This is a genomic window from Sulfurovum sp. (genome assembly GCA_020525365.1).
GTDB lineage: Bacteria > Campylobacterota > Campylobacteria > Campylobacterales > Sulfurovaceae > Sulfurovum.
This window is the reverse complement of sequence record JAIZOF010000001.1, coordinates 654,610-673,622: the sequence shown is the minus strand read 5'-3', so window position 1 is coordinate 673,622 and position 19,013 is coordinate 654,610. Positions and strand designations below refer to the sequence as shown.

The following is a 19,013-nucleotide window of genomic DNA, read 5'->3' as shown; positions in this document are numbered from 1 at the left end:
TTGGGTGTAGGTGACAATAAATAGATTGGTCGCTTAGTCATCTTTTTTTATTTTTTCCAAATCAACAAGCGGTTTACCGTGCAACATTGCTTCATTCATATCTTCATCATCATATGGATCAAAGTGTGGAGTAATGACCCAACGTTTATTGGAATCAAGTGGCATAATCTTCTCTTCAACCTCATCAGCAATACGGTGTGCCTCAAGCAGTAGCATATTTGGACGAAGCACCATATGAAACTCCACAAAATTAGTTGAGCCATCTGTACGGGTACGTAACCAATGATAACTTGTCACCTCTGGATGATTGGAAATAATCTCATCAATTTTAGCTATTGTGTTACTATCAAGTGCTTTATCAAGTAAAATACCAACCCCTTCAACAATAATCTCATATGCCGAATAGATAATATAGAGTCCAATACCCGTACCAAAAACTGCATCAATAGTATCAATTCCTGTTATAGATACAAGTACCAGTGCAATCAGTACTGCCGCATTGCTCCAAAGATCTGTTTTGTAGTGTAGCGCATCTGCTTTAATAACAATATTATCTGTCTCTTTTGCAACATCAAGCAGGTAGCGGACTAAGAGCCAAGTCATTACAATAGAAACCACCATAGCAACAATAGATGGTACCAACAGTATGGTCTCCTTATGATGCATTAGTTTCTCAATAGCAACATAAATAATGTAAAGTCCCGATATAGTAATGATAGTTCCCTCTATCACTCCAGCAATTGCTTGTATTTTTCCTTTTCCATAGTGATACTCCTCGTTAGGTGCCTCTTCAGTTTTTTTAATCGCAAAGAAATTGAAGATAGAAACCCCCATATCGAGTAGGGAATCAATAGCAGATGCAAGCACTGCGACCGAACCACTAGCAATTCCAATCATCAACTTAACAAAAACAAGCAGTGCGGCAACAGAGGTGGAGATGACTGTTGCTTTTTTTTGTGGTGACATGGGTTGTTGATTCAAGGCAATTCCTGATAGATTAAAAATAGGATTTTAGAAAGATTATAGCATAAAGTTGGGCTACAAGCCCAATGCTAAATTGCCTTGATTGCTAGTTTAGCAATACGTTGCGAAAAGGCTGTTTTGTCTTTAGGTTCAAGTCCTTCAGAGAGTTTTGCAGTATCAAGCAGTAACCATGCTATATCAGAAAAAGTTGTATTGTCTTTAATGTTCTCAAGTTTCTTAATCATCTTATGGTCAGGGTTAATTTCAAGGATGAGTGGGGTCTCTGGTATCTCCTGTCCCATTTGTGCAAACATTGCTGCCATTCCTGCCATTGGATCAGAACTATCTTTGACTACACAACTTGGAGATTCCGTTAGACGTGTTGAAATCTTTACCTCTTTGACCTCATCGCCAAGTGTCTCTTTGAGCTTTTCAACCAGTGTCTTAAACTCCTCTTCAACCTCTTTTTTCTCTTCCTCTGTACGAGAATCAGGTGCTTCAATCGTTGTAATATCCTTCAGTGTCCACTCTTTGTACTGACCAATCATCGGTGTAACAATAGTATCAACTTCACGGTCATCCATAATGAGTACTTCTATATTAGCTTTTTTATACGCCTCAAGTAGCGGAGAGTTTCTAAGTATCTTCTCATCTTCTCCAACAATGTAGTAGATCTCTTTTTTTTCACTATTTCCTCTAGAAATATAGTCTGCAAGAGAGACCATGCCCTCTTCATTAGAACTCTTATAGCGAACAATATCAAGCAGTAGTTCTTTATTGGTAAAGTCAGTATAGATGCCTTCTTTAATGACTCTATTGTACTGTGAAATAAAACGATCAAATTTCTCATTGTCAAGCTTCTTAATACCAGAAAGAATTTTCTTGACCGAGTTTTGTTTAATGTTTGCCAAAATACGATTCTCCTGTAAAATCTCACGACTAACATTTAATGGCAAATCCTCACTATCAATAATTCCACGTACAAATCTTAAATATGGTGGCAACAACTCTTTGTCATCATCGGTAATAAAAACACGTTTAACATAGAGTTTAACTCCAGACTGGTAGTCTGCACGGTACATGTCCATTGGTGCAGTGTGTGGAATACAAAAGAGTGTTGTAAATTCATTAGCACCCTCTACTTTATTATGCAGATAAAACAGTGGATCTTCACTGTCATGTGAGATAGTCTTATAGAACTCAATATAGTCCTTCTCTTTAAGTTCACTTTTTGGTAATGTCCACAAGGCAGTAGCAGCATTAATCTGTTCTTTTTTGTGTACCTTCTTCTCTTTTTTCTCTTCTCCTTCACCTTCAAACTCAGTATCTTCATAATTAAGCATAATAGGATAAGCAATATGATTGGAGTACTTTTTGACTACCTCTTCAGTACGCCACTTGTCAAGAAACTCTTTCTCATCCTCTTTAAGTTTAATATAAATCACCGTACCATGAGACTCTTTGGTTACAGCCTTTATCTCATACTCGCCTGTCCCATCCGTTGAAAATTTGTATGCCTGCTCTTCACCTGCTTTTTTAGAAATGACATCAATATGTTCTGCTACCATAAAAACTGAATAAAATCCAACTCCAAATTGCCCAATAAGGTTGGAGTCCTTTTTGGTATCTCCAGTCATCTGTTCCATAAATGCTTTGGTACCGGACTTAGCAATAGTACCAAGATTCTCCATGAGGTCAGACTCATTCATGCCGATACCATTATCTCCAATAGTCAAAGAGCTATCTTCTTTATCTAGCTTAATAAATATTTCTCCTGACCACTCTGTATCTTTGAAGCGCTCATCAGTTAACTTTAAGTAGTTAAACTTATCAATGGCATCACTCCCATTAGAAATGAGTTCTCTTAGAAAAATTTCTTTATTCGAATAGAGTGAGTGTGTCATAAGCTTGAGTAGCTGCCCTATCTCTGTTTGAAATTGATGTTTAGCCATAATAGTTTCTCCTGTATCTATAAAAAATATTTTGGATATTATAGTATATTTTGAGAAATATTTCAAGTTTTTTTGAAAGAAAGTTTAGTCATATTGACTAAATAATATAAAAAATTATTTATTTTCATATGCTATAATGCATCTTAAAAAGGAGGAATTGTGTACTTCAAAAAATACTTCTTATACACAATACTCCTTATCTATCTACTCTCTTCATTTTTACAAGCATCGCATATACATCATGATAAACATACTTCACATGACAAGATGGCATGACTGCAACTTTTGCATATCCCATGACGTACCAGAGAGGATTAATGTCGTATCATTAATGATGACGGGATAAACTGTATGTTTATGATATTAGCAGCAAGCCTCCTGCTACTATTGAGTGGGGAATAAAAAAAGTAGAATCAAGACATCTATGATAGCCACAAACAAAAGAGCGTTTTCATAAGTCAACCTAGGACAATTTGCAGCCATTGGTGTGGCAGTAAGCTTACTCTTTTTTGAGGGAACATATAATTTTCCTTTCACACTACTCTTTGCCCTCATTGGGGCAGGACTCATCTCCTTTGCTATCTATAGAGTACAGCATATAGAGGCATTTATTGGTATGCTTTATGCTTTGGGAGCTAGTGCTATCATTGTTTTACTATCAAATACTACAGAAGGTACAGAATTGTTTAATAAATTACAAGCATCTGATATCTTATTTACCACCACTAGTGACTTAATAGAACCTTTTTTTCTCTATAGTACAGTAGCTATACTCTACTGGCTCTTTTATAATAAACTACAAGGTCTTGCCAAGGAGATACTCTTTTTTGGGTTACTCTCTCTGACAGTAACCTCTTCTGTGCAATTGGCTGGGGTTTTGGTGGTCTTTATATTGCTTATCGTACCTGCCTATCTGGCACTATTACAACAACAGTTCCATAAACTTATTTTTGCTTGGACAATAGGATCTTCGATGATTATATTGGCTATGATTGTATCGTATATATATGATTTACCTACAGGGTATACTATTGTTTTTATCGTATCACTTATTGGTATATTGTGGGTACTTATCAAAGGAAAGGAAAAATTAAATGTCTAAATTTACCTCTTTTATTGTCTTTAATATTGTTGTCTATGTGCTGTATGGCATTATAGATAAACTCTTTACCCTGCTCTCTCTTTATTCCAATCCAAAACTAGGTGAGAGCCTATCTGTGATGCCTACAACAGGAGATATAATACTTATTTTTATTAATATCCTATTCTCTTCTTTAATAGGATTGTATCTCGTCCACAAAATCAAAAAGATGATTGACTTATAGCTTAACTCTTTTGTTTGTGGCTATCATAGGTGTCTTGATTCTGCTTTTTTATTCCCACTCAATAGTAGCAGGAGGCTTGCTGCTAATATCATAAACAACACGGTTTATCCCGTTAATCTCATTAATGATACGACGACTAATCCTCTCTAGTACGTCATGTGGGATATATGCAAAAGTTGCAGTCATGCCATCTACTGATTCAACCATACGCACACAAATAGTATTGTCATAGGTACGATTATCACCCATAACACCAACAGACTGCACATTTAACAATACAGTAAATGCCTGCCAAACCTTATCGTAATAGCCAGCAGACCTAAGCTCTTCTTGCATGATAGCATCAGATTCACGCAACAATCTAAGTGCTTCTTCATTCACTTCACCCATGACACGAATAGCAAGTCCTGGTCCAGGAAAAGGATGACGACCAATCATATGTTTGGGTAGTCCTAGCTCAAGTCCTAGCTTTCGTACCTCATCTTTAAATATCTCACGCAATGGCTCAACCAGTTCAAAAGTCATCCAGTCTGGAAGTCCACCAACATTATGGTGGGATTTAATGGTTTTAGAAGGTCCCTTTACGGAGACCGATTCAATAACATCGGTATAGAGTGTTCCTTGTGCAAGAAAAGCAACATCAGTATGTTTACTTGCCTCTTTGTCAAAGACTTCAATAAACTTCTCTCCAATTGCCTTACGTTTTTGTTCAGGATCAGTTACACCAGCGAGTACTTCCATAAACTCTTTTTTTGCATCAATAGCAATAAGTGGAATATCGAGCAATTTAAACATATCTTGAACCTGCTCTGCTTCATCTTTACGCAACAGCCCTTGGTCAACAAAAACGCAGATGAGTTGCTCTTTAGGGAGTGCCTCATGCAGCAGTGCTGCAACAACCGAAGAATCAACACCACCAGAAACACCACAGAGCACCTTCTTTTCTCCAACTTGCTCTCTAATCTGCTTGATCTTCTCTTTGGCAAAACTTCCCATATTCCAAGTGCTTCCACAATTACAGATATACTTAGCAAAATTTTTGAGCATCACCATGCCCTCAGTAGAGTGGTGCACTTCGGGGTGAAACTGAAAGGCGTAGATATTTCGGCTCTCGTCAGCAATTGCTGCATAAGGAGAGTTTTCACTTGTTCCAATCACCTTAAAGCCCTCAGGAAGCCTCTCTGCACGATCTCCATGGCTCATCCATACGATGGAATCCTGTTTGATATTTTTAAAAATTGGTGCATTTTGATTCTCAATATATAATTTTGCCTTCCCGTACTCATGGTGATTGGCAGGAATAACAACACCACCAAAATGTTGTGTGATCAACTGCATCCCATAACAGATGCCAAGAATTGGTAACCCTAAATCCCAAATACTTTCATCAAGATGGTAGGCATCTTCACTATAGACTGATGCTGGACCTCCAGAAAGGATAATTCCTTGTGGATTTCTTGCTTTGATATTTTCAATATTTTCAGAATATGGAACTACTTCAGCATAAACACCAGACTCTCTTAATTTTCTAGCAATAAGCTGTGTGTATTGTGATCCAAAATCAAAAACTAAAATAGGTACTTGCTTCATATGGAGTTTCCTTGTATTCTTTTATCGTGCCTACTTAACGAGATGGTGTGCACCAATGTGCAGTAGTTCAAACTGTAAATACCAAATTACAATAGAAAGGATATACCCCAGCAGTACAGTCCATGCATATTTCATATGAGATGCAAATGTATAAATACCGTGCATTTTTCCCATAACACCAACACCTGCTGCCGAACCAAAAGAGATGAGGCTTCCCCCTACCCCAGCTGTCATTGTTACCAGCATCCATTGTGACTGTGCATCCATGCCCATATTGGGGTCTGCTTTAAGCACGGCAGACATAACTGGTACATTATCAACCACAGCTGAGAGGAAACCAACCCCAATATTTACCACGGTTGCGCCAAATTGATTATAAAGTGCTGTAAAATATTCAAGGAACCCAAGAAAATGAAGTCCACCAACAGCCGCAAGGATACCAAAGAAAAAAAGTAGGGTATCGTTTTCTATCTTGGCAATCCAACTAAATGCATTAATCTTCGTCGAGCCACTATTTTGATTAATATAGTAAACATACATTTTTAGCAGTGCCAAACCAAACATCATACCCCACATTGCAGGCAAATGTAGTACCTGATGTGAAAGTACTGCCATTGCAATAGTAAGTGCAAAAAGTCCAATAATCTGCTTACCACCTTCGGCAATCTCTGCTCTTTTCTCATCAGTATTAAATGGGGGTTCACCTTCAGGAACATACCGTTTAAGCAGTGAAGCTGTCAGAAACCAACCAAGGAATGCTGCGGGAAAAAGGAAGAGGAACTCAGTAAAGTCCCCTTTGCCATCTACCCATACCATCAATGTTGTAATATCACCAAAAGGTGACCATGCGCCCCCTGCATTAGCAGCAACAACAATATTGATAGCGCCAGGAACAAGAAACTGTCTATTCTTGTTATCAATCGTCAGTAATACAGTAGAAAGAATCAGTGCTGTAGTCAAGTTATCTGCAACTGGAGAGATAAAAAATGCCAGTATACCTGTTACCCAAAAAAGCTTTTTATAGGTGTAACCTTTGGAGACCAGTCTATAGCGTAGTGCAGAGAAAACCCCACGATCAATCATCGCCTCAATGTAGGTCATTGCCACCAATAGAAAAAAGAATATGCCTGCAATCTCTATAATCAGATGATTGATACTTGTTTCAAGGTAGTGTCCATCTAGTCCATTCATTGAAAAATAGAGACCAATGAGCATAAAGATACCTGTCCCTGTTAATAGTGCTGGCTTGGCTTTATTGATATGGTATTTATCCTCTGTAGCAATAAAGTAATATCCTACAATAAAGATAATCAAAGAGAGTATTCCTACCCATGTTGTTGTTAAGTGCATTTGTTCGTGCATCAATTCTCCTATTTGATATGGTGAAGTCTATAGATTGGTTATCTAGACTCAATATAATGTGAGCCTAAAGATTCTGTCCGTGCCAATGCTGCCTCTACAATTGCCGAAGCAGTATTGAGCCGAAGCTCTAACAATCTGCCAATCTCCTGATTTTTCATATCATAAATCAAATTTTTGGCTTCATGTAACCCTTTTGTTGTCCGAATGATACCAATATCATTCCACATAATATGGCGTAGCTTCTGCTTGTAGATCTTGTCATTTTCTTTGTGCAGAATATTACCATAATCCTTCTCAAACGCAGGTGTCTTTACCTGATGGTATTCTTTCCCCAAAAGATACTCTACCGTACGCTGAGCAAAGACAACTCCCTCAAGTAATGAATTGGAAGCAAGACGGTTAGAACCATGCACACCTGTACGTGCTGCTTCACCTATAACATAAAGTCCTTCTATGCCTGGAATGCACCCATTGGTATTACATTGAATTCCCCCGTTGGCATAATGAAATGCCGGAGAGATCGAAATACGATCCTGTGGAAAATGATACCCTAATGCCTCAAATGTATGTGTAATATTTGGAAACCGTTCATGAAACCATTTCTCTTCAAACATAGAGAAATCCAAATAGGCATTCTCTCCCATTTTGCGCCTATAATCAAAAATACCCCGTGCCACAATATCACGGCTGGCAAGCTCTCCTCTTTTGTCGTAATCAAACAAAAAACGGTTACCTTTCTCGCCTACGACATGAGCACCCTCGCCACGTAATGCTTCTGTTAAAAGTAATTTTCTTGCGTAAGGTGTATCAACAAATACTGTTGGGTGAAACTGCATAAACTCCATATCGGCAAGTACAATACCTTTTTCGACACAAATACCATGAATATCTGCAGAGACTGTACGGGAATTGGTATTGTAAGCATACAATGACCCAATACCGCCTGAAGCAATAATAATATCATCAGCATAGATAGTGGTTGGTTCATAGTTAACTGTTGCTTTCACGCCATAGCAACGACCATTTTGTATTAGCAAATCATAAACGAGTGTATTGCGCTGAAGCTGATGCTTGTTCTGCACCATTGCAAAATAGTGCATATAACGCCCTGTCGCATCTCCACCAGCATGAACAATACGTGCGACAGAGTGTGCTGCCTCTTTGGTATAAAGAATGTCTCCTTTCTCATTCTTATCAAACTTCATACCCAACCCAATCATCTCAGGTATGATACATAAAGAGGTTTTAGAGAGAATTTCGACAGCCTCTTTATCATTATGATAGGTACCTGCTGCCATCGTATCTTCAATATGTGTTGACACATCCAATTCATTGAGTGCTGTTGCCATCCCACCCTGTGCATAGAAGGTATTGCATTCCCATGGGATATCTTTACAGACAACCAATACTTTCTTGCTTTTGGGCAGCTTCATTGCTGCGTACAAACCCGCAATTCCTGCACCTATAATGATTACATCATATTTGTTCAAGGGCACTTCTCTTGCATGTCACTTTTTTGGTAGTCTGTTGTACCGGTGAGGTACCTGACACATAGACAGGATCTGTCTTGTGTCCGCATCCCACGAGGACTATACAGTAAATTGATGCTATAATCATTCTATGAAAAGTATGTCCATAATCTTGTCTCATCTTACCAGCCAACCTCAATTCAAATATCTAAACCAGCATACGTGTTATAGGAAATTTATCTCACTTTTAGGAGAAAAATGGCAAAAAGCAATTGCCTTTGTCTATATCAAAAATGAAATACTTTTTGTCGCACTCTCACATCCGTGCAAGGATGAGAGCAATGAAGAGATATCACATAACTATGATATCTTTACTTTAGTAAAAAAACGTCTCATTCATCTGTGGGAGAGTATACGCAAAAGAGGTTGACGAAATCTATATTTAGAAAAATTAAAAATATACTCTTATAAAATAGAAATACACCTCTATCTGTTTTTTGAAGGTGTATAATCTTGGGAACAGTATATAATGTTAAGGATTTTTTCCTCTTTATGATTTTTGAAATTCTTTTATTAGTAACGTTTCTGTAATCCTCCATTGATGCAGCATAGATTGGTTCCCAAATGTACCCTTGCTAAAATAGTAGTTTCTTGTATAGTTTCACGTTTCTTCTTTTTATGATCCAAGAGTGATAATTTGAGTATCCTCTTATGTTTTTCTTTGATGCAGTAAGTCACTGCATAGCGATGTGCCTTCATTCCCTTTGATGCTAGACCCAGAGGGAAGACGACTATCGTTAGCTTTAAGTTCCATTACATACCTTTCTGTGTGTATAGGAGTAGATCTTTGCTGCTCCTTTTTGCACGGTGAGCCTTGAAGCGTCGAGTTTCTCTTGCAAATGGGTAAATTCACATCAAGATTAACCCCTTTGCTTCAGTGAAGCTTTAGCAAGGTTGAGGTTTGTCTGTTCCCCACCTAGGAGTAACCAAAGATCAGTGGCGGCATTTTTAAACAATGATACGCCTTGGATGTTATCTCTTCCTATTTGCCTTAAAAGAGGGGAAAGCTTGCCTTTTTTATCAGATAGACAAATGCCTTGCTCCTTGTGAAAAAAAAGTCACATTAGAGACTTATGGAAAGATTGTGCAAGAAGCCAAAGAGGGGTTACTCAAGCGCAAAAAACTGACTAAAAAACTCAGTGAACGCATGGATACACTAGCAATACAGGAGCGTTTTGAAGAAGCTGCAACCATGCGTGATATGATACAATCCATCAAATCATTAAGTATCCATTCGTCTATTGACCTTGCCAACACTCTTAATGTAGATATTTTTGCTATTATTAATGGTGATGCGCGTGGTGTTATTGTGAAACTTTTCATGCGAAATGGCAAGATTATCTCCTCATCTTACACCTATTTTAGGCAAACCCATATCTTTGAAGAGAATGAAGCCTACAAGCAGGCTTTGCTAGAGTTCTATACAATCGATACACCACAAATGGCTAACGAGATTCTTGTCTCACACCCTTTTGTAGATATATCACAAACCGCACAAGTACTCTCAGAGCGTTTTGGCAAAAAAATTACCATCACACACCCCAAACGTGGATCCAAGTCAAAACTAATTACCTTAGCACTACAAAATTGTAAAGAGTTATTGCGCCAAAAAAATCCTGATAGTCTTATCGAACAACGTATTGCTGATCTACTAAACCTCTCCTCTATCCCTTATAGGGTTGAGGCCTTTGATAATTCACATATGATGGGTGTCGCAACAGTTGGCGGCATGGTCGTCTGGCATGAAGGAAATTGGGATAAAAATAGCTATAGGCGCTATGAACTCCATATTGGAGATGAAGTAGGGCAAATGAGAGAGATGCTGTCAAGGCGTATCATTGATTTTAAAAATACTCCTCCACCTGATCTTTGGATACTCGATGGGGGGCAGGCAAACCTCAACCTTGCTAAAAAACTACTTGCCGAAGCAAAGGTTAATCTTGATGTAGTTGCCATTGCCAAAGAGAAACTCGACGCTAAGGCTCACCGTGCAAAAGGAGCAGCAAAAGATCTACTCTATACACACGAAGGTATAATGGAACTTAAGCCTAACGATAGTCGTCTTCACTGGATACAACGTCAAAGAGATGAGGCACATCGCTATGCAGTGACTTACCATCAAAAGAAAAAACGCCAAGAGGATACTCAAGTATCACTCTTGGATAAAAAGGGGGTAGGAAAAGCGACTATACAAAAACTACTTGACTATTTTGGTACATTTGAGGCAATCTATGCTGCATAATGGAAGAGATTGCAAACGTTACCAATAAAAAAATTGCAAAAATCATAAGAGGAAAAAAATCATAACATTATATACTGTTCCAATATATGCCTAAAGCTACTTTCAAAGAGTTATGAGATACTATTCAAGAATGACTTAAGTAAAAAATTAAGAGGGGCTACTTAACTATGTACTGCATTATAAACCAAGACAGACAAATTATTGCTATTGATTCTCAACTTCTCTCAAATATTGGGATATCTAATACAGATACATTTTACAAAAAGGTGGATCTTCAAGAGATTATCTTTAATCTCGGTGAAGAGGAGGTGGCTATTAGTACCGGTAGCACAACAAAATACTATAGTGCAACTATCTCTTGCTTGGTAGGCAAAACTGGTGATATTTATTTGGTCAATATTCATGAGGAAAAATCAGGAGCAGATATCTCTATCTCTGAAGAAAAAACTGAAGAAGCAATCGATTTAGACCTAGATATTGTTGAGCTATTTGAAAATGAGGAGTCCACATCAGAGGAAGCAGTATCTACTGCCTCAGAAGAGGATAAAGAGACAATTGCTTTAGACCCAGATATTGCTGAGCTATTTGAAAACGAGGAGTCCACATCAGAGGAAACAGTATCTACTGCCTCAGAAGAGGATAAAGATCTCTTTGAGCTTATCCTTCCTGATGATACAGAGCCTGAAATCACAGAGACCCAGAGTAGTCTGCAAGATCAAAATGAACCTATTTATATCGATATCAAACATATCAGTGAAAAAATTGGAATATCAGCAGATGATTATAATCTCTTCCTAAAAGAGTACATTGATACAGCATTAGGGTTAAGACAGATACTTCAGGGTCAAAATGAAAAAGAGAGGAAAGAGGCACTTCATACCTTAATCCATCTCTCCAATGTCTTGCATCTACCCTTTGCCGAAGATACTTTGAAACAAATCAGCAATGCCTCTTCCACCGAACAACGTAACACTGTCATAGAGTCCTTTTTTAAAATACTAGACACAGTACATTCCAAGAAAGAGGATCTTTCATCAGAAGGAGAGAGGGCACCTATTGATCTTAGCGATATCAAACCAGTCCATTTTGATTTTCACATTAAAGAGTCTGCTGAAAAACTTGCCCTTCCTGTCGACTTAGTTGAGGAGTTTATCAATGATTTTACAGTACAGGCGCGTGAAGAGACAGAGAAGATACTTGCCTCATATAACGACAATAACCTCGAGACAATACAAAAAATAGGGCATCTTCTAAAAGGAACTTCAAGTAACCTATATATCGAACCACTTGCTGACACACTCCACAAAATTGAACTCAATCAAGACATTGACAGGGTTCCTGAGTTAGTCAAGAATTACTGGGCATATTTTCTTTCACTTGAGAACCAAGTCAAATCTGTCTCTGAATAAAAAAGGAGGCATGCCATGACCATACACAACAGACTCAAGTTAATTGCTCTTGTACCAATCTTGTTGCTACTTCTGTTTTCAAGTCACTTTTTTATAACTTCATATATTGACTACAAAAAAGCACAAGCTTTAAAAACTGTACTAAGTAATAATGCATATATCAGTAAAGTACTCACGCATACAGGAAAAGAGTATGGATTGACTGCACTTTACATGGGAAGCAACCAAAAAGCCTTTGGCAAACTTTTAAAAAAGCAATATATCTCTACTGATAACATTTTATTACAATTGCATAATAAAATTGTAATACGTAATGAAAGTCTACTTTCTCTTTTGCCAGTACTGCCTAGAGAAAATATTGAGCTAAATACTACACTTTACCAAAAGCTTTTAAAGAATTTTAAGGGCATTACTCTAATTCGAAAAGAGACTACTTCTTCTACAAATACTTTTAAAAAAGTATTTGTAGATGGCTATGTTCAAAAACTCTCTACACCCATAATGCAGAATTTATTACACATTAATAACTTTGAGCTCAATACCGATATTACCTCCTTGATCTCCACCCTTTCTCAACTCTATATTGCCAAAGAAGGTGCCGAGATTGAACGTGGGCTTATCTCTTACTATGCAACCCAAAGAACATCAATGGATTTTGATGAGATGATGCTATGGAATAGTGCTAGAGTCAGGGCAAATATCTTTGATATAAAACAGGTTTCCAACCCACAACTGCGTACCAAGCTTAACAATATTTTCAATAACCCAAAAGCCAAACATCTACTCCAGAAACTGGCTAAAACTTCTTTGGGCATACAAGTAGCTGCTAATGGTGGCAAGCACACAGAAGATCCTGCAGATTGGTTCTCGTTACAGACTCAAAAAATTACACTATACAACAAAGCAGAGATAGTTACGTCTAACATGCTTTGGCACAAAACAGGTCTCTATCTTAAAAAGCAATTTTCACTACTTGTAATCTCCACTGCTATTCTCTTGTTAAGTTTACTGCTTGCCTATCTTGGGTACATCACCACAAGAGGTATGACTAGAAATATCAAAAAACTTGAAAATATACTCAATCACATAGTGATAGACATCAAAGAGAACAATGAGTGTCTCGCCGTAGATACCTCACATATTGAAAATATTGATCTTGATACACTAGAAGGGACCAAAGAAGGATACAAATTCCTTGAAACACTGGTTAAGACTGCAAGACAAGATAAGCTCCTTGCCCTTCAGGCAAATAGAGCAAAATTACTCTTTTTGGCAAATATGTCACATGAGATACGTACACCCATCAATGGTATTGTTGGATTTACCAAAATACTCAAAGATACAGATCTCAATACAGAACAACGTGAATTCCTTAATATTATTGATAAAAGCTCCAGGAATCTACTAAATATTATTAGTAATATTCTTGACCTTTCTAAGATTGAAAGCAATAAGGTTGAGATTGAAAATATTGCTTTCAATTCAGCTGAGGAGTTTGAGAATGCAGTTGAGACTTACGCAGCCAGTATAGCAGAGAAGAATATTGATCTTAACTTCTACATGGATCCAACAATCTCTCCAAAACTTAAAGGAGACCCAACCAAAATTAAAGAAATTATTATTAACCTACTCTCTAATGCTCTCAAGTTTACTGACTATGGTGGTATGATTAATCTTAAAATAGAAAAGATTAAAGGGGATGCGGGTAGGTCAAATCCACGTATTGTATTCTCTGTACAGGACAATGGTATTGGTATGACTGAAGATCAGAAAGGGTATATCTTTGATGCCTTTTCTCAGGCTGATGTTTCTGTGACAAGAAAGTATGGAGGTACTGGTCTTGGGCTGACTATCTCTAAACAATTTGTTGAGTTGATGGGTGGCAAACTTGAACTTGAGAGTACCGAAGGTCATGGAACAACCTTCTATTTTACTCTCCCACTTGAAGAGATTGAATCAACAGAGGAGGATTATGATCATGCCTTTGAAGACATGACTATTGGAAAATATCAAGCAGAAACTCCAACTGTTCTTGACAACTATCTTGATACATACTTTGACTACTTTGGATCAAAAGTGAAATACTTCGAATCTCTAGATAAATTCAGAGAACTAGACGAAAAAAAAATATGTAAAACTTACTGGATAGATCTAGATAAAGCAGAGCAGGATATTTTAGATGGGCTTGCAAATATTGACAAAAGCAAGTTGATTCTTATTGCAAATGTTACCAGTCGGGCAAAAATTGAAGCCATAGGTGTTAATCAAAATAATGTTATTTTTAAACCTGTAACACTCACCAAACTTAAGATGATGCTAAGTGAAACTGTCTTGACTTCTTCAGAATTGGTTAAGAATAAGCCAAAGGTACAAACAGTTCAATTTAATGCAAAAATACTTGTTGCTGAAGACAATACCATCAACCAAAAATTAATTAAATATGCACTTGAAAAGCATGGTATTGAGGTAGAAGTTGCAAATAATGGTTTAGAGGCTTTTGAAAAACGTCAAAATACTGCCTATGACCTAATCTTTATGGATATTCAGATGCCGGTAGTAGATGGTCTTGAGGCAACACATAAAATTCTTGACTTTGAAAAAGATAAGGGAGTACCCCATGTGCCCATTGTTGCTTTTACAGCCAATACCCTCAAGGGTGATCGAGAAAATTTCCTTTCCAAAGGTATGGATGAGTATATTGCCAAACCTATTGAGACAACTGACCTACTCTATATTTTAAATAAATTCCTTTCAAGTAAAGCAGCACAAGATGGACTGCTAGAGAAACATGAACAACAAATCAATGAAGAGACGGTAGTGCTACAAAAGTCACAACAAGAGGATACTGTCGTATCAGTTGGGCAGATTAATCTTGACAACATAAAAGAAGACAAACAAGCTAAAAAAATACTTATTGCCAAAAAATCCCTACTTGAACAAAAGATTTTAATAAAACTACTCGATAACTTAGGCTACGATTATGATATTGCTGAGCACCAAAATGAGTTAAAAGCAAAACTACACACAGGCAATTACGATATACTCTTTACCGATTCTGATCTTGCAAGCTGGGGTCTTTCTGGTGTAGAGGATACCATTACCATTATTACAGACAGCAATAGTAAAGATAAAATCAAAGCAGCTATAGAAACTATATAGAAAACAATCCAATAGAAGCACTTAAAAAATATGATTAACTATCTTCTCAAAGAAGGGCTTCTTTTAAGACCTCTTCTGCACTAGATACACTTATAATTTTAATATTTTCTTTTACTTCATCTGGAATGTCCTTAAGGTCTCTTTCATAGTTCTTTATAGGAATTAGTGCCTTCTTTACCCCTGCCTTATAAGCGGCAATAAGCTTCTCTTTTAGTCCTCCGATGGGGAGCACTTTGCCAGTTAGTGTCACTTCGCCCGTCATCGCAACACAATTATCTACTTTTTTGTCACTTAAAATAGAAGCAATAGCAGTTACCATCGTAATACCCGCACTTGGTCCATCTTTGGGGGTTGCACCTTCAGGAACGTGAATATGGAGATCATATCGTTTATAGGCTTCACTTGGATCAAGAACCGTATCCTCTTCTTTCTCTTTGGCTGTACGAGGAATAGCTGATGTATCCATCTTAAGTTTGCGCTCATCAATAAGTATCTTCACTACAGAGTACGCAATACGTACCGACTCTTTCATTACATCACCAAGACTTCCAGTCAACTGTAGTCCACCTTTTCCCTTAATCTTAATTGCTTCAATGGTAAGTACATCTCCACCAACTGCAGTCCATGCAAGCCCAGAAACGACACCTACTTGTGGCTTTTTGTCTACAGGTAAAATCTCAAAAACCTTCTTATCGACAAACTTATGAAGATTCTTTTTGGTAACTTGCACAATCTCTCTGCTTTTGTCCTCAAGCAGTATACGTGCTGTTTTTCGCATTAATCCTGCAATGCGTCTACGAAGATTACGAACCCCTGCTTCTCTCGTATACTCATCAATAAGCATATGAAGTGCTTTGTCAGAGACATAAAACTCTCTTTTCTTTAATGCATGTTTCTTAAGCTCTTGGGGTACCAAATAACGCTTTGAAATCTCAAACTTCTCTTTAGGCGTATAGGAGTTGAGTCCAATAAACTCCATACGATCTCGTAATGGTGAAGGGATACGCCCCACATCATTTGCAGTGGCAATAAAAATTGCTTTGCTGAGGTCTATATTGAAGTTAAGATAGTAATCACGGTATTTGCTATTTTGTTCAGGGTCAAGTATCTCAAGTAGTGCTGCAGTAGGGTCGCCCCTCATGCTTCTTCCTACCTTGTCTATCTCATCAAGTACAATGACAGGATCCATACTCTTAGCTTCAATCAAACCCAATACCAAACGTCCAGGCATCGCACCTACATAGGTTCTACGATGCCCCCTTAACTCGTTTACATCCTCTAGCCCTCCAAGGGCAATACGTACCAATGGTCTACCAAGCGCATGGGCAATAGAGTTTGCCAATGAAGTTTTTCCTACACCCGGAGGTCCAGAAAAACAAAGAATTGCCCCACCCGTCTCTGTTCGACTTATGCCACGAAGCTGTGCTAGTTCTCTAACAGAAAAGTATTCAACAATGCGCTCCTTTGGTTTTTCTAACGAATAGTGATCTTTGTCAAGCTCAGATGCTACATCTTCAACAGAAAGGGTCTTTTTTGTTACTTTTCCAAACGGTAACTCAAGCACCCACTCTAAATAGCTCTGCAACAAGTTTGCATCGGCTGAATCAGGATGCATCCGTGCAAAACGATCAATCTGTTTACTAATCTCCTTATAGGCATCTTCATTTATATGAGGCTTAAATGCCTCTATCTTCTCACGAAAGGCTACAATCTCCTCTTCTCTTTGGGTATCCATGCCAAGCTCTTGCTGGATCTCCTTAAGCTGCTCTTTGAGAAAATACTCCTTATTGGTCTGCTCAATCTTATTGTGGACTTTAGAATGTATCTCTCGTTGAACCTTGGCAGACTCTATCTCTGAAGTAATCACATCAATGAGCCCAAGCAGACGTTTTTCAATATTTGGCTCAATATAAAGTGTGTACGCTACCTCTTTGTCAAGCTCTAGCATAGAAGAGACCAAGTCTGCAATACGCTGTGGTTCATTATTCTCTTCAATGGTACGTACAAGATCTGTTGGCACACGAGGACTCAACATTGAGAGCTTCTTAATCTTATCTCGAATTACATCCATCAAGGCATCGGTACGAAGCTGATCAAAAGACTCTGGCTTAACCACATCTATCACTGCTTTATTGATCTCCTCAGAGAGTGGCTCAATAATTTTTCCACGTGTTAGCCCTTGAAAGAGTATCTTGACTCTTCCATCTGGAATCTGAACCTTACGCATAATGGTTCCAATAACACCCATTTTATACATAGCATCAAATTCACGATCTCCCTCTTTTCCTGCAACCGAAGATGTAACAAAAAGAAGGGAATTATTCTCCATAGCATCTGTTACCGCATCAATATCTTTTTGATGACTCAAAAAGATTGGGCTGATCATAAAAGGGTAGAGAAAAAGCTCATCCTCTACTATGACTGGAAGTGTATTGGGAAAAGCATCATAATCACTAAGTTGCACATTAAATCCTTTAGAATTTACATCAAATATAATCTGTGTTTAATTAAACATCTCTCCAAGAAAACCACTCTTCGGTGGTGTAATATCTGCTATTTCAACAAGAGAATGTTTATTTTTTTTACGGTAAAACTTTGCTGCTACGGGCTTATCAATACGATCGTAGAGTGCAGCAATATTTTGATTGAGCAAATATTGTGACATATAAAGTCTTGCTAGTAATGAATTAACCATAGGTTTATATGCTGAGTCTGGGTAGCGAAGCAAATAGAGCTTGGCACGACTAATACTGTCTATAATAAGTTTTTGATCTTTATAGACATCTTTCACACCAAGAAAAGAGGCTTTGAGTTTCATAAATTCGGTATATTCATGCTCCCCTTCATTGGCATAGCGCTTATTATACTCATCCCAATAGTAGTTAGCAAGCAGGTACTCCTCTTCTCGCATGTGTGCTTGTGCAAGTATCATTATGGCTGTTGGCAGTAGTGGAGAATGCGTATGCTCACTTTTGAGTGAAACGTAATACTTATCAGCTTTATCCATATTGCTCACCGCAATACTCTGTACAATATGCTTGTACCAGTAGAGTGCGGGCTTATTAAATTCTATGGCATTCTCATGCTTTTGGCATGCCGTAAAAAGAAAGGCCAGTCCTACAGCTATGCCTACAATAAGAAGACTTTTTTTAGATTGCATACCTTGCTTCTCCACTCTTATAAATTTATCGCTATCATAGCGAAGCGTACGTAAAAAATGGCTTTGAAGAAAATAGCAAGCCATATTGCATCAATCAAAAAGTATGTAGTTACATACATAAACCAGGTATAATCGTTTCAAAAGTGGGACTAGCACATGATAGATAAACATAAACCTTACATATCAACTCTGAAGACATGCTTCAAGACAACAGGCTTCACAGAAAATATCAATGGCAAAAAAGAAATGACTAAAAAAACTTGATGAAATATATGTTTTAGTATATACTACACCCTATCACAATCTTACAAGGCACATACAA

Annotated in this window: 13 protein-coding genes; 6 read left to right on the top strand and 7 right to left on the bottom strand. The window is 37.7% G+C overall.

Going from position 1 to position 19,013, the window contains the following annotated elements; translation table 11 throughout:
- Positions 1–33 precede the first annotated feature (33 nt).
- Entirely contained in the window at positions 34–966 is a 933-nt protein-coding gene (locus LGB01_03305; protein MCB4753240.1) for a cation diffusion facilitator family transporter, read from the bottom strand.
- A gap of 86 nt (positions 967–1,052) precedes the next feature.
- Positions 1,053–2,915: a molecular chaperone HtpG gene (htpG, locus tag LGB01_03300; protein ID MCB4753239.1), complete on the bottom strand. Its 1,863-nt coding sequence runs from the start codon at positions 2,913–2,915 to the stop codon at positions 1,053–1,055.
- A gap of 347 nt (positions 2,916–3,262) precedes the next feature.
- Between htpG and LGB01_03295 the strand changes: the two genes are divergently transcribed.
- From LGB01_03295 to LGB01_03285, 3 genes are read left to right on the top strand one after another with little or no spacing between them, the layout of a single operon-like run.
- The gene (locus tag LGB01_03295) at positions 3,263–3,343 is read left to right on the top strand and encodes a hypothetical protein (GenBank protein ID MCB4753238.1); all 81 of its coding nucleotides are present in this window, start codon (positions 3,263–3,265) and stop codon (positions 3,341–3,343) included.
- Between the two features lie 59 nt (positions 3,344–3,402).
- On the top strand, positions 3,403–4,017 hold the full coding sequence (locus LGB01_03290; protein MCB4753237.1) for a metal ABC transporter permease: 615 nt from the start codon (positions 3,403–3,405) through the stop codon (positions 4,015–4,017).
- Positions 4,010–4,240, top strand: coding sequence for a hypothetical protein (locus LGB01_03285; GenBank protein ID MCB4753236.1), 231 nt, complete (start codon positions 4,010–4,012; stop codon positions 4,238–4,240). Before LGB01_03290 ends, LGB01_03285 begins: the two co-directional genes overlap by 8 nt.
- 48 nt (positions 4,241–4,288) lie before the next feature.
- On the opposite strand, the gene guaA is transcribed toward LGB01_03285, so the two are convergent.
- From guaA to LGB01_03270, 3 genes are read right to left on the bottom strand one after another with little or no spacing between them, the layout of a single operon-like run.
- Positions 4,289–5,830 carry a glutamine-hydrolyzing GMP synthase gene (gene guaA / locus LGB01_03280; GenBank protein ID MCB4753235.1) on the bottom strand — a complete coding sequence of 514 codons (1,542 nt, stop codon included), beginning with the start codon at positions 5,828–5,830 and terminating at the stop codon, positions 4,289–4,291.
- Positions 5,831–5,860: 30 nt separating this feature from the next.
- The gene (gene nhaD, locus LGB01_03275; protein ID MCB4753234.1) at positions 5,861–7,192 is read right to left on the bottom strand and encodes a sodium:proton antiporter NhaD; all 1,332 of its coding nucleotides are present in this window, start codon (positions 7,190–7,192) and stop codon (positions 5,861–5,863) included.
- A gap of 38 nt (positions 7,193–7,230) precedes the next feature.
- Positions 7,231–8,682: an FAD-binding protein gene (locus LGB01_03270; GenBank protein MCB4753233.1), complete on the bottom strand. Its 1,452-nt coding sequence runs from the start codon at positions 8,680–8,682 to the stop codon at positions 7,231–7,233.
- A gap of 994 nt (positions 8,683–9,676) precedes the next feature.
- Here LGB01_03270 and uvrC point away from each other — a divergent pair.
- From uvrC to LGB01_03255, 3 genes are all read left to right on the top strand, one after another.
- Positions 9,677–10,963: an excinuclease ABC subunit UvrC gene (uvrC, locus tag LGB01_03265; protein MCB4753232.1), complete on the top strand. Its 1,287-nt coding sequence runs from the start codon at positions 9,677–9,679 to the stop codon at positions 10,961–10,963.
- Between the two features lie 167 nt (positions 10,964–11,130).
- Positions 11,131–12,372: a hypothetical protein gene (locus tag LGB01_03260; protein ID MCB4753231.1), complete on the top strand. Its 1,242-nt coding sequence runs from the start codon at positions 11,131–11,133 to the stop codon at positions 12,370–12,372.
- A 15-nt stretch (positions 12,373–12,387) separates the two neighbouring features.
- On the top strand, positions 12,388–15,531 hold the full coding sequence (locus LGB01_03255) for a response regulator (GenBank protein MCB4753230.1): 3,144 nt from the start codon (positions 12,388–12,390) through the stop codon (positions 15,529–15,531).
- Positions 15,532–15,577: 46 nt separating this feature from the next.
- Here the strand turns inward: LGB01_03255 and lon are convergent, their stop codons facing one another.
- Both lon and bamD read right to left on the bottom strand, forming a co-directional pair.
- Positions 15,578–17,995, bottom strand: coding sequence for an endopeptidase La (gene lon / locus LGB01_03250; protein MCB4753229.1), 2,418 nt, complete (start codon positions 17,993–17,995; stop codon positions 15,578–15,580).
- A gap of 39 nt (positions 17,996–18,034) precedes the next feature.
- A complete protein-coding gene (gene bamD / locus LGB01_03245; GenBank protein ID MCB4753228.1) occupies positions 18,035–18,775 on the bottom strand; it encodes an outer membrane protein assembly factor BamD in 741 nt (246 codons plus the stop codon).
- Positions 18,776–19,013: the final 238 nt, after the last annotated feature.

Coding starts and splice junctions, on each gene's coding strand:
- LGB01_03255 (MCB4753230.1), top strand. CDS start 12,388: ATGACCATACACAACAGACTCAAGTTAATTGCTCTTGTACCAATCTTG.
- LGB01_03285 (MCB4753236.1), top strand. CDS start 4,010: ATGTCTAAATTTACCTCTTTTATTGTCTTTAATATTGTTGTCTATGTG.
- LGB01_03260 (MCB4753231.1), top strand. CDS start 11,131: ATGTACTGCATTATAAACCAAGACAGACAAATTATTGCTATTGATTCT.
- htpG (MCB4753239.1), bottom strand. CDS start 2,915: ATGGCTAAACATCAATTTCAAACAGAGATAGGGCAGCTACTCAAGCTT.
- LGB01_03305 (MCB4753240.1), bottom strand. CDS start 966: ATGTCACCACAAAAAAAAGCAACAGTCATCTCCACCTCTGTTGCCGCA.
- nhaD (MCB4753234.1), bottom strand. CDS start 7,192: ATGCACGAACAAATGCACTTAACAACAACATGGGTAGGAATACTCTCT.
- guaA (MCB4753235.1), bottom strand. CDS start 5,830: ATGAAGCAAGTACCTATTTTAGTTTTTGATTTTGGATCACAATACACA.
- uvrC (MCB4753232.1), top strand. CDS start 9,677: ATGATACGCCTTGGATGTTATCTCTTCCTATTTGCCTTAAAAGAGGGG.
- bamD (MCB4753228.1), bottom strand. CDS start 18,775: ATGGCTTGCTATTTTCTTCAAAGCCATTTTTTACGTACGCTTCGCTAT.